At 49.6% G+C, this 11,807-nt stretch carries 10 protein-coding genes and 1 pseudogene; 1 reads left to right on the forward strand and 10 read right to left on the reverse strand.

Annotated elements, in window-relative coordinates; translation table 11 throughout:
* Positions 1 to 214 precede the first annotated feature (214 nt).
* Together ACQY6F_RS16655 and ACQY6F_RS16660 are read right to left on the reverse strand one after the other, a co-directional pair.
* Positions 215 to 685 carry a copper resistance protein NlpE gene (locus ACQY6F_RS16655; protein ID WP_428776021.1) on the reverse strand — a complete coding sequence of 157 codons (471 nt, stop codon included), beginning with the start codon at positions 683 to 685 and terminating at the stop codon, positions 215 to 217.
* 327 nt (positions 686 to 1,012) lie between these two features.
* A complete protein-coding gene (locus ACQY6F_RS16660) occupies positions 1,013 to 1,741 on the reverse strand; it encodes an SDR family oxidoreductase (protein ID WP_428776023.1) in 729 nt (242 codons plus the stop codon).
* 90 nt (positions 1,742 to 1,831) lie between these two features.
* On the opposite strand from ACQY6F_RS16660, the gene ACQY6F_RS16665 reads away from it, so the two are divergent.
* Complete coding sequence (locus ACQY6F_RS16665; protein ID WP_428776024.1) at positions 1,832 to 2,362, forward strand: Crp/Fnr family transcriptional regulator; 531 nt, start codon at positions 1,832 to 1,834, stop codon at positions 2,360 to 2,362.
* 34 nt (positions 2,363 to 2,396) lie between these two features.
* Here ACQY6F_RS16665 and galM read toward each other — a convergent pair whose 3' ends face one another.
* The 8 genes and pseudogenes from galM to ACQY6F_RS16705 form a co-directional block, all read right to left on the reverse strand.
* Complete coding sequence (galM, locus tag ACQY6F_RS16670) at positions 2,397 to 3,461, reverse strand: galactose-1-epimerase (protein ID WP_428776026.1); 1,065 nt, start codon at positions 3,459 to 3,461, stop codon at positions 2,397 to 2,399.
* Positions 3,462 to 3,471: 10 nt separating this feature from the next.
* Positions 3,472 to 4,632, reverse strand: coding sequence for a galactokinase (gene galK / locus ACQY6F_RS16675; protein WP_428776028.1), 1,161 nt, complete (start codon positions 4,630 to 4,632; stop codon positions 3,472 to 3,474).
* Between the two features lie 76 nt (positions 4,633 to 4,708).
* Positions 4,709 to 5,759 (reverse strand): annotated as a pseudogene (locus ACQY6F_RS16680) (UDP-glucose--hexose-1-phosphate uridylyltransferase).
* A 111-nt stretch (positions 5,760 to 5,870) separates the two neighbouring features.
* Entirely contained in the window at positions 5,871 to 6,884 is a 1,014-nt protein-coding gene (gene galE / locus ACQY6F_RS16685; protein WP_428776029.1) for a UDP-glucose 4-epimerase GalE, read from the reverse strand.
* A 407-nt stretch (positions 6,885 to 7,291) separates the two neighbouring features.
* Positions 7,292 to 8,698 carry an aspartate aminotransferase family protein gene (locus tag ACQY6F_RS16690; protein ID WP_428776031.1) on the reverse strand — a complete coding sequence of 469 codons (1,407 nt, stop codon included), beginning with the start codon at positions 8,696 to 8,698 and terminating at the stop codon, positions 7,292 to 7,294.
* A 41-nt stretch (positions 8,699 to 8,739) separates the two neighbouring features.
* Complete coding sequence (locus tag ACQY6F_RS16695) at positions 8,740 to 10,260, reverse strand: NAD-dependent succinate-semialdehyde dehydrogenase (RefSeq protein WP_428776032.1); 1,521 nt, start codon at positions 10,258 to 10,260, stop codon at positions 8,740 to 8,742.
* A gap of 167 nt (positions 10,261 to 10,427) precedes the next feature.
* The gene (locus tag ACQY6F_RS16700; RefSeq protein ID WP_428776033.1) at positions 10,428 to 10,907 is read right to left on the reverse strand and encodes an Lrp/AsnC family transcriptional regulator; all 480 of its coding nucleotides are present in this window, start codon (positions 10,905 to 10,907) and stop codon (positions 10,428 to 10,430) included.
* Between the two features lie 136 nt (positions 10,908 to 11,043).
* Positions 11,044 to 11,807 (reverse strand): M24 family metallopeptidase (locus ACQY6F_RS16705; protein ID WP_428776034.1); only part of this gene is annotated, 764 nt, incomplete at its 5' end.

Consider the following 11,807-nt stretch of genomic DNA (forward strand, 5'->3'; position numbering starts at 1 on the left):
TCCGAACACTAAAATCATCAACAACTTTGGTAGAAAAGTAATCATTAGAGCCACGTAGCCATGGCTAATAGAATGCAGTGCAATTGCGCTTTACTGGACCTTCGTACAAGCGGGTTTGCACGAAGGTCAGGTTAGAGTGATTGGCAGAAACTACCGGATGCGCTCATCCGGTTCATTGACGGGAAGTATTGATTTTATCACTTTAGTTTAAAGGTTATTGCGCCATCTCTTTGGTTAGCACAAACTGCTGCATCTGATCGTCTTCAATGCGCTTGCCGTCCTGATCAACCAGGATAAGCACGTTCTCGCCCACAAAGAAATGGTATTCTCCTACCTGAATAATGCTGTTCGTGTCATTCCAGGTAAACTGCCCTTCTTCCATCACTGCCGCACTGACTTTATCTGTGTAGCTGCGACTTAGCAGGTAATTACCGTCGGCATTCAGTTCAACTAACAATTGAGTACCCGCACAATCTGCACAGGGAACACTGCCTTTATATATACCATTCCAGTCAAGTGAGTTACGCGCGTTATGCGCAGCATCTGCAACCATCAATTCTGGTTGTGATTCCTGGGTCATTTTTTCGGCTTCGGCTTGCTGGTTCTGTTGAGTTTCAACTTTCTGTTCACCACAGCCGGTTATTGCGGCTACGGAAAGTACTGCGATCGAAATATATTTGTACATCACTGCTTCCTATATAGGCTTCCTAACAACTTGGTAATGGTTACAGTTTAGGTTAAGCCTGAAACGGCCTCTACCATTTACCGGTCAAATAAAAGCAAAATAATGTCCGTATAAAGCCCGTAACAAAGAGAAAAGAAGTCGTAAAAATTCTCGCGGTACAAAAGTGAGTAGCTTTAGTGCATCAATCGAATTGATGCCAGCAGCGGTCAAGACAGCTACAGCCGAATGTTCGAATATACACTCGGCTTGATGGGTGGATTATTTAACCAACGCTTCGCAAATACTGTGTGTGCAAAACTAAATTCAACAGTACCGAATATTTGTCTGTCAGGCTCTTTTCATCAGATAGGCGGCCGCTCTGGGCGAGACGCGCATCAAATAGCGCAAGAGTTTGACTTTGCCTATATCGTGCTCCTCGATATTTTGTTCAATTCCTCGTATTAGCCGGTTGGCAGCATCGACTGATGACAGTTTGTTTTGGCCACGCCCATCTGTCATGTTCGTGTCCACCAGTGGCATCAGTGCCTGAAACACACTAATGTTTGTTTCCTCCAACTGATAGCGTAGTGAGCGGGTAAACGAGTTGAGCGCACCTTTTGTTGCACAATAAACAGCGGATGTCGTTTTAGGCATTAATCCTAGCCCCGAATTCACGTTAAGGATCATCGCTTGTGGTGATGCTTTCAGGGAAGGCAACAGAAGTGATGTTAAGCAGCATATAGATGTAAAATTGATGGTGACCTCTTTTTGGATGCTTTCATACTCGAATGTTGGGTCGGTCAAACGTGGTGTGTATTGGACTGCCGCATTGTTGATCAACAAGTCGAGCGATGGATGGTCATTAGCAATCTCACTGGCGACAATTTCCATTGCTTTTAAGTCTGACAGATCTGCCCGGTAGGTTTTTACATCAAATTGTTCGCTTAATTCGGCTAACTTAGTGTGACTGCGTCCAATCACGATAACGTCATTCTCGCCGGCTAATGACTTCACCAGTTCCCGCCCTATGCCAGAGGTGCCACCAGTGATTACTATCCTTTTGTTCTTGAGTTGCATGAGCTTCTTCCTTTCAGTTACCTTAGTTAGTATTTCTGGAAGCACTTTAATGGGTAGTAAAACGCTCGGCGTTAACTTGGGTTAAAAGGGATGAATTTTTCTCAGTTTATTAAATTTCACGGTAGAGAAGTAACTAAGCAAAAGGGTGAACACCTTTTCAGGCAAGGTGATTCCAATGCGTCTATGTATATGATCCAAACAGGGATGCTAAAAGCCTACTATGTCACGTCTGAAGGAAAGGAATCGGTTAAGTCTTTTTTAGAAGCGGGTGATGTAATCGGTAGCATGTCAGCCGCATACGCTCGACTTCAGAACACTTTTAGCCTTGTCACACTTACAGATTGCCAGCTAGTGAAGTTTGATTTTAATACCTTGCATGAACAGAGCCAAAACGATCTGGAACTTGCTCAGGAAATGGTTGAGTTATTGTTGAAATTTGCGATGAAAAAAGAGCAGCGTGAGCGCGATTTATTGTGCCTTTCTGCACAAGATCGCTACGAGAAACTGCTAAAAATCTCACCTCAATTGATCGAAAGCGTAACGCAAAATGACATCGCCAGATACCTCGGTGTAACACCTGTTGGACTGAGCCGCATTAAGCAGCGTGTACGTCGAACATAAAAAAGGTGGGCACCTGGCCCACCAACATCGCTATCTAAAATTCAAACTGATATGTCGTCTGATGCTGATAGCACTCCCCTGAGCTCAACACCCCACTGTTGAGTCCCCATTCAGGTTTGTTTGGCCCATCCGGAAAGTATTGCGTTTCCAGCGCCAGGCCGTCGTACAAGGCATACTCTTTGCTGGCCCCCGGTGTCCCCGCCAGAAAGTTGCCCGAGTAAAACTGTATTGCTGGCTTTGTGGTGAACACTTTCATCACCACATCCTGATTTGGTGCTACCAAGCGGACTGCTTCTTGTACGCCATCTGTAACCTCAGGCACAAAGACGAATGCGTGGTCATATCCGCCGGCAAGCTGTTGATCCTCATCACTCAGAAACTCACGTCCAACCGGTTTTAATGCCGTGAAATCAAAACTGGTCTGTTTGACAGGCTTCAGTGCACCGGTCGGGATCAGGCCTGCATCGGTTGGCAGATAGTGCTCGGCATTCAGCTGTAAAGAGTGATCTAAGCTCTTCGCTTGAGTTCCTTCGCCAGCAAGGTTGAAGTAAGCGTGGTTAGTCAGATTGACCGGACAAGTTTTGTCTGTATGCGCTTGGTACTCTATCGCGACTGCATTGTCATCAGTCAATCGGTAGGTCACTTTAACGTCAAGATTACCCGGGTAGCCCTGGTCACCGTCAACTGAATTAAGCGAAAAGGTGACGTGCTGTTCACTTCGCTCAATGATGTTCCAGCGCCGCTTATCAAACCCATCCAGGCCACCATGCAGTGAGTTTTCACCGTTGTTGATGCCAAGTTGATAGCGATGACCGTCTATTTCAAACTGCCCTTTGGCAATTCGGTTGGCAAAACGTCCGACGATGGCACCCATGTAGGCGCTCTGCTTCATGTACGCGGCCATATCCGGCGAGCGCAGTAAAACTTCCCTCTGCTCACCTTTAACCGGCAAGGTGCAGCTTAACCAGGTCGCACCGATATCCATGAAAGAAGCCGTCATACCATTATGGTTGGTTAAGTGAATCAGCTCTGCAGGCCTGCCATCAAAAGACGGCCCCTGTGCCATTGTTTGCTCTAACTGGTTGAAATGAGGATGCATCAATGATTCCTCACAAAACTTCTACAGCGCCCGCACCAGCTTTCGCCTGGCAGACATAGATCGACTCTTTAAGTCCGGTTGCCGCCTGATAGCGTGCTTCTACCGCCGCTCTGACGTCATCTACCAGTGCCGGAGGCATCACTGCTACAATGCAGCCACCAAAGCCTCCGCCGGTCATGCGTACGCCACCCTGCTCGCCAATCACCTCTTTGACGATATCTACCAGAGTATCGATCTCTTTGACGGTAATTTCGAAATCATCGCGCATCGAAGCGTGCGACTGAGCCATCAGTTCACCCATCTGCTTCATATCGTGATTTCGTAATGCCAAGGCTGCCGACAAGGTGCGATCATTTTCGGTAATGACATGGCGGGCACGTTTGGCTACGGTTTCATCCAGCTCCGCCACTTTGGCGTTAAACTGATCGATGGTTACATCGCGCAGGGCTTTAACGCCAAACAGTGCCGCCGCATGCTCACATTGCTCACGGCGTGTGTTGTATTCGCTATCCACCAGGCCGCGTTTTTTGTTCGAATTGATGATCACTACCGCCATCTCTGCAGGCATTGATACCGCTTCAGTTTCTAAACTGCGGCAGTCTAGCAGCATGGCGTGATTTTCTTTGCCTTCCGCAGAAATCATCTGATCCATAATGCCGCAGTTACAGCCGACGAACTCATTCTCAGCCTGCTGACCATTCAAGGCAATTTCCGCTTGTGAAATTTCCAGGTTATACAACACCTTAAACGTCTGGCCAATCACCACTTCCAGCGCAGCTGACGAGCTGAGACCCGCACCTTGCGGCACGTTACCACTCACAGAGATATCAGCGCCGGTAAACTGAAAGCCACGTGCCAGCAAGCACTTTACGACGCCGCGAACGTAGTTAGCCCACATTTTGTTATGCTGAAAACTGATCTCTTCGGTGATATCGAATTCGTCCAGTTGATCGCCATAATCCACCGCAATGACCCGAACAATGTTGTCTTCACGCTTGGCCGCAGCGACAACTGTTTGATAGTTAATGGCGCAAGGTAAGACAAAACCATCGTTGTAGTCTGTATGCTCACCGATCAGGTTTACCCGGCCGGGGGCCTGAATAATGTGAGTCGGCGGGTAACCAAGCACGTTACTAAATGAAGTTGTTACGTTTTGAGTTAGATCTGACATATTGCCTCTCGAAAATATTCTTAAACTGGCTCGGCCCCGCTGTTACTTAAGTAACAACGGCGCCTGAATTCGGTTGTTACTGCTCTTTGTAATGCACATCGCTTAAATCGCGCAGTCGTTGGGCGGCCTGCTCTGCGGTTAAATCACGTTGGCTTTCTGCCAGCATTTCGTAACCCACCATAAACTTGCGCACGCTCGCGCTACGCAGCAGTGGCGGATAAAACAGGGCATGGAGTTGCCAGTGTTCAATATCGGTACCCTGCTCAAAAAACGGTGCGTAATGCCACCCCATTGAGTAAGGGAAAGAGCATTGGAACAAGTTATCGTAACGGCTCGTCAGCTTCTTAATGGCGTTAGCCAAATCATCACGCTGCTCATTGCTGAGTTCGCTCATGCGGCGGATGTGCTTTCGGCAGCAGCATGGTTTCAAACGGCCACGCCGCCCAGTAAGGCACCAACGCTACCCAGTGCTCGGTTTCCACCACAATACGAGCACCATCTTTTAGCTCCGCTTGTACGTAATCCACCAACAGGTTACTGCCCTGCTGTTGATAGTAGGCTTTCAGGTTTTGCTCTTTACGCTCAATTTCATTGGGTAGAAAGCTGTTTGCCCAAATCTGGCCATGAGGGTGTGGCTGTGAACAGCCCATGGTTTCACCTTTGTTTTCGAAAGCCTGAACCCAGATATACTCTTTACCCAACTGTTCGATCTGATCGTTCCAGGTATCGATTACGCCGCGAATCTTCTCAACAGGCAGTTCAGGGAGCGTTTGACTGTGATCTGGCGAGAAACAGATCACTCGGCTTAGCCCTCGTACACCCTGGGTTTTAAACAGCGGATTTTCCGATTGCGGTGCATCTGGCGAATCAGTCATCAAAGCCGCGAAGTCGTTATTGAACACATAAGTGCCTTGGTAGTCTGGGTTTACATCGCCTGAGATACGTTCGTTGGTCGGACAAAGGAAACACTTGGCCTCATAGCTTGGCAGTTCTTCGACAGCCGGTTTCTCATCGGCGCCGCTCCAGGGACGCTTGGCCCGATGGGGTGAGACTAAAATCCACTGGCCGGTTAATGGGTTATAACGACGATGCGGATGATCCACTGGATTAAATTCAATTTTCGACATCTTACTTACTCATTAATTTTCTAAATTTGTTGTCCGATCAACCATCCGGAGCAGTTAATCGGAGCAATATTCGATTTATTTGCTGTCGCTGTTATGGCAAATAAGCATTGGTTACTGATAACCTTCCGGGTTGTTTGATTGCCATCGCCAGGTATCAGCCGTCATTTCGTTAATGCTACGAGTGGCTTTCCAGCCTAATTCTTGTTCTGCTTTTTCGGTGCTGGCCCAGCACTGTGCAATGTCACCCGGGCGACGTGGGCAAAGCTCGTATGGCACCGGCTTGTCACATGCTCGAGCAAATGCCTCCACCATTTCCAGTACGCTGGAACCTTTGCCGGTACCCAGGTTATAGATGTGCAGGCCTGCTTTTTCGCCCACTGATTTAAGTGCGGCGATATGACCGTCAGCCAAGTCCATAACGTGGATGTAATCCCGTACACCGGTGCCGTCCGGGGTAGGATAATCGTGGCCAAATACCGATAATTTTTCCCGTCGGCCGACCGCCACTTGGGCGATAAATGGCATCAGGTTGTTTGGAATACCTTGAGGATCTTCGCCCATGCACCCTGAGGGATGAGCGCCTACCGGGTTAAAGTAGCGTAGTAGCGTAATACTCCAGTCGTTCTCGGCGTTAAACAGGTCAGATAAACACTCTTCAACCATGTACTTGCTACGGCCATAAGGGTTGGTGGTCGCGCCAGTCGGGGATTGCTCGGTAATTGGCACCAGCTCAGGATCGCCATACACGGTTGCCGATGAACTGAACACGATACTTTTCACACCGGCTTTGCGCATCGCACGCGCCAGGACCAGAGTGCCATTTACGTTATTATCGTAATACTGTAGTGGCTTGGCGACCGACTCTCCCACCGCTTTTAAGCCAGCAAAATGAATGACAGCTTTAATGTCGTGAGCAGAAAACACAGAGTCTAAAAACGCTTCATCACGGATATCGCCGCGGTAAAACATGGGCTTTTTACCCGACAGCGCTTCGATTCGATTCAACACTTCTTCTTTGGCGTTGCTCAGGTTATCGACAATGATGGGTTCCATACCGGCCTCGATAATTTGCACGCAAGTATGACTGCCGATATATCCCATTCCACCCGTAACAAGAATTTTCACTTTTGTACCCTCACTGTTAATGCGTGATGCCCATTTGGAGCCTCCTGACTCAACTGGCCAAAGTGTACCAACTGAATCTGTCGGCGTTCTGTGATCAACCCCTCAAATGTAAACGTTACCACAAGATTTCAAAAAACGGTTAAAATCACACCAACCGTCAGTATCTTCATGTTTAAAAGGACCATTAGGAACGTTGTTGTGTAACGGCAAGTAAATTCGCAACGACAAACAGTGACACTTCATCACACAAAAGGTAAACGTTATCACTAGACGTATTTGGCCGGACAAAAGTCAGAAGTTTGGAAGAGATGCTTTGGTTAGCGTTTTAGATCATTGCCGTTCACCCAACAGGTTTAAAGGCAAGTACCGCCCCTGCCAGGGCGGTAGCGTTTCGATTAGTGATGTGGTTACTTTGGCTGCCATTGATTTGACGTAACCAAGTTATCCATCACTTTGTTCACCGCCTGATAAGCTCTGTCGACAATGGTGTCGATATCATTACGGTTTGTAATAAGTGGCGGGGCAAAGCCTAGAATGTCACCATGTGGCATGGCACGGGCAATTAGCCCTAGTTCCAGGCATGCGGCTGCAACCTGAGGGCCGACCTTAAGATTGGGGTCAAAATGGGCACGGCGCTGTTTGTCTGGCGTGAATTCCAGTGCATGCAACAACCCTACTCCTCGCGTATCCCCTATCATTGGATGATGGGCAAAGGTTTCTGTCATCCGTTGTTGCAGATAGTCACCGACCCGGGCTGCATTCTCTACTAAGCCTTCGCGCTCAATGATATCCAGGTTACAGTTCGCAGCAGCAGCCCCCAGAGGGTGGCCAGAATAGGTGTAACCATGGCCAATCGCCCCCCACTGGTCAGTACCATCTTCAAGGACACGCCAGACCCGCTCACCGATAATCACGCCTGACAGCGGTTGGTATGCCGACGTCAACCCTTTGGCCATAGTGATAAGATCCGGCTTCATGTCGTAGTGCAATGAACCAAAGTCTGCGCCCAAACGGCCAAAGCCACACACCACTTCATCGGCAATTAATAGCACGTCATATTTATCCAGTACTTTACGAATAGCCTGCCAATAGCCCTGCGGTGGCGGCACGATTCCTCCGGTACCCAGCACAGGTTCGGCGATCATGGCGGCGACCGTTTCCGGGCCTTCCGCCAGAATCATCGCTTCGAGTTGCTCTGCGCAATGTAGAGAAAACTCCTGCTCCGACATACTGTCGTCTTCACGGCGATAGTAATAGGGTGCGATGGTATGCTTGATCCGCTCCAACGGTAGATCGAAGTGGGCATGAAAAAGCGGCAGCCCTGTCATTGAACCAGACGCAATACTTGAGCCGTGATAACCGCGCTCACGGGCAATGATCTTTTTCTTGTCCGGCAGACCTCGGGCGTTATTGTAGTACCAGACTAACTTTAGCTGAGTTTCATTAGCATCACTGCCCGACATGCCGTAATAGACTTTGCTCATCCCTTTTGGTGCCATCTTGATGATGCGATCAGAAAGCCGGATCAACGCCTCATTAGAGTGGCCCACATAGGTATGGTAATAGGCCAACTGTTTCGCCTGATCGTAGATGGCATCGGCCATTTCAGTTCTGCCATAGCCAATGTTGACGCAGTATAGGCCGGCAAAGCCATCGATCAGTTCAATGCCCTCTGAGTCGGTGATTCGAATTCCGTTACCACTCGAAATAATTCTTCCCGGCAGCTCCCCGGCCGCATACTGCTTAAGGTGGGTGGAGGCATGAAATACCCGCTGGCGGTCGATTCCCAGTAAATGATCTGTGCTATTGCTCATGTTCCTGCTCCTTCAATTGTCGAATATCGATAGCGCCTGTTTTAGCTGCCACTCCGGGTCGGTAGTGCGCCTAAGCAGCAATACTTAATTTCACTGTATTCTTCAAAACCATGTCGGCTTCCTTCACGCCCCAGCCCGGACTGTTTTACACCACCAAACGGGATCGGATGACCGGTCATTTTCACCGAATTCACGCTGACCATGCCAAACTCCAGCCCTCGCATACACTGCCATATCTGGTGAATGTCATGACCATACACATAGGCCGCCAGGCCATATTCGGTGTCGTTACTCATTTCAATGACGCTGTTTAAATCTACATAAGGCAACACCGCGGCAACCGGACAAAAGTTTTCCTGCCGGTAAACATCCATATCGGGCGTGACGTCCGCGAGCAGCGTCGGCGCAAAGAAATTCTCCCCTGGCACTGAAGTACGGTATCCCGCCACCAGCCTTGCCCCTTTGTCGAGAGCGTCTTTCACCAGGTCATGGGCTTTGTCTACCGCTGCGCGATTGATCAGTGGCCCCATGGTGGTTGCTTCATCGAGGCCATGACCAAGCACAATGCGGTCCATTTCGCGCGCAAACGCGGCCAAAAACGCTTCATATTGCCCTTGGGGGACAAAAATCCGGTTGGCGGCAAGACAATCCTGCCCGGCGGTTTGGAACTTAGCCTCTGCCGCCGCTTTTGCCGCCAGTGTCACGTCCATATCAGGTAGCACGATGAATGGGGCGTTACCGCCGAGTTCCATACTGCATTTTTTAATAGTTTGCGCCGCATCCTGCAGCAGTAACTTGCCAACGCGAGTAGAGCCGGTAAACGACAGGGCTTTCACTTTGTCCGAGCGGCACAGTGCATGCGATATCATGGCTGCATCACCCGTTACAACATTCACCGTTCCTGCCGGGAATCCTGCTCTATCTGCCAACTCTGCCAGAGCTAAAGCTGAAAATGGGGTTTCACTGGCAGGTTTGATGATCACCGGGCAACCAATCGCCAGCGCGGCGGCTGCCTTGCGAGTTACCATGGCATTGGGAAAATTCCACGGCGTGATTAAGGCCGCCACACCAATGGGTTCACGCAAGGTGACCAACTGGGCATCTGGTATGTGGCTGGGTATGGTTTCTCCATAACTTCGACGCGCTTCTTCAGCAAACCAACGTATAAACGAAGCGCCGTAATCAATTTCGCCGATGGCATCAGCTAGGGTTTTGCCCTGCTCCATGACCATCAGCCGAGCAAGATCTGATTTAGCTTCCAGGATCAAATCATGCCAGCGCATTAAAACTGCAGCGCGCTGTTCTGCCTGTAGTTTTCGCCACTGGCCGAATGCCGCATCCGCTCGGTCAATCGCCTGAACCATCTGCTGATCCGTTACCCTGGTGACATAACCAATTACCGTTCCATCGGCAGGGTTGTGAACCGGCTGAAATGCTCCGCCACTGACCCATTTCCCATTGATGTAGGCCAGTCCTCGCACCAGACGCACATCGTTCATGATTGCCATCATTTCATGGGAAGCTTTAAGTTCACCGGCGGGCAAGTTATGTAAGGCTGTCATCCGTCCCTCTCCATACATGGTTTGCTATAGCTAAACTGTAATAGAGAAGTGGACAGAGTTATTTCTGGTCAAACTGGTTTGAGGGTATGAATTTTTTTATTTCCGCTACCAAACTGGCAGTTTTTTCTGTTCACGCATTGGCTTTTGTTTTCGTGTTGATTCGTGGTTCAAAGCACGCTGTTTTGCTTAATGTCCAAAGCGCCGGCATCGCGCTTAATGGTTTTCGTGACTATGTAGGTAAAATAACGTTCAATTCCGACTTCTGAATCGAGCCAACTGTCGATAAGGCGCTGATACTGATCGATGTCTTCGGACTGAACTTTGAGGATGTAGTCGACGCCGCCTCCTGTGGCGTAACAATCCGTTACCTCTGGCGAATGTTGGATTAACTGTTCGAAGCGTCTGAATGCCTGAGCATTATGCTCTTTCAGCGACACCTCGACCAATACCGCAGTCTTTTTGAACAGCACATCGGTGTTCACCTTGGCGCCATAACCTTCGATAATCCCGGCGTCTTCAAGCTTTTTTACCCGCTCCCAACATGGGCTCACTGATAGATTTATCGCTTCCGCCAGGTGGGACTTGGTGATCCGGCCGTCGTCATGCAGGATTTGCAGAATTTTGACGTCATAGCGATCCAGGCGCATAGAAACTCTCCTTACTGATTCCAGGCAGGTCGCTGACTGCTTACCCACACAGGTAGCGCAACTGCCTTTGACTACATCTTGATCTTGCTTCTTTGACCAACTTGTTCTGGCTATCTGTTCCGCTGAGTTTGGCGTGTTAATGCTTAACAAACAGATGACGGGGAAAATCGCACAGAGTCACCGCGCCTTCTCTTTTGATCACTATGCTTTCCGTTGTTTCCAGCCCCCAGTCCTCAAACCATAAGCCTGGCATAAAGTGAAACGTCATCCCCTCCTGCAGCACCGTTTGGTCGGTAGCACGCAAGCTCATGGTGCGCTCACCCCAGTCGGGCGGATAACTGAGTCCAATCGGATAGCCACAGCGCGCACCCTGACGGGAAAAGCCCGCCCGGTCTAATTCCCGATTTAAGGCGTTAGCGATATCTGCGCAGGTATTGCCGACTTTGGCGACAGCTAACCCGGCGTCTAAACCACGCGTAAGTGCTTCGTCTGCGCGTTTAAACTTATCATCAGGTTCGCCCAGAAATATAGTTCGTGACAATGGGCAGTGATAACGGCGGTGAGCTCCGGCTATCTCAAAAAAGGTCCCCTCACCTTTTTTGAACGGCCTGTCGTCCCATGTCAGATGCGGCGCAGACGCGTCCGCTCCCGAGGGTAAGAGCGGCACAATCGCCGTATAGTCACCAAAATGTTCCTCGTGACCAAGCACGGCCTGGCGATTGATCTCGGCCACCAGGTGATGCTTAGGCAAGCCTGGCTCAATCATTTCGTAGGCCACTCTGTGCATGTTTTCCACGATGCGTGCAGCCCGGTACATGTAATCCAGCTCCTGCTCAGACTTTATCGCCCGGCACCAGTTGACCAGCCCGGTTGCGTCTATCAGCTGTGCATTGGGTAAGT

The organism is Vibrio sp., from assembly GCF_050299255.1.
In the GTDB taxonomy this organism is placed as follows: domain Bacteria; phylum Pseudomonadota; class Gammaproteobacteria; order Enterobacterales; family Vibrionaceae; genus Vibrio.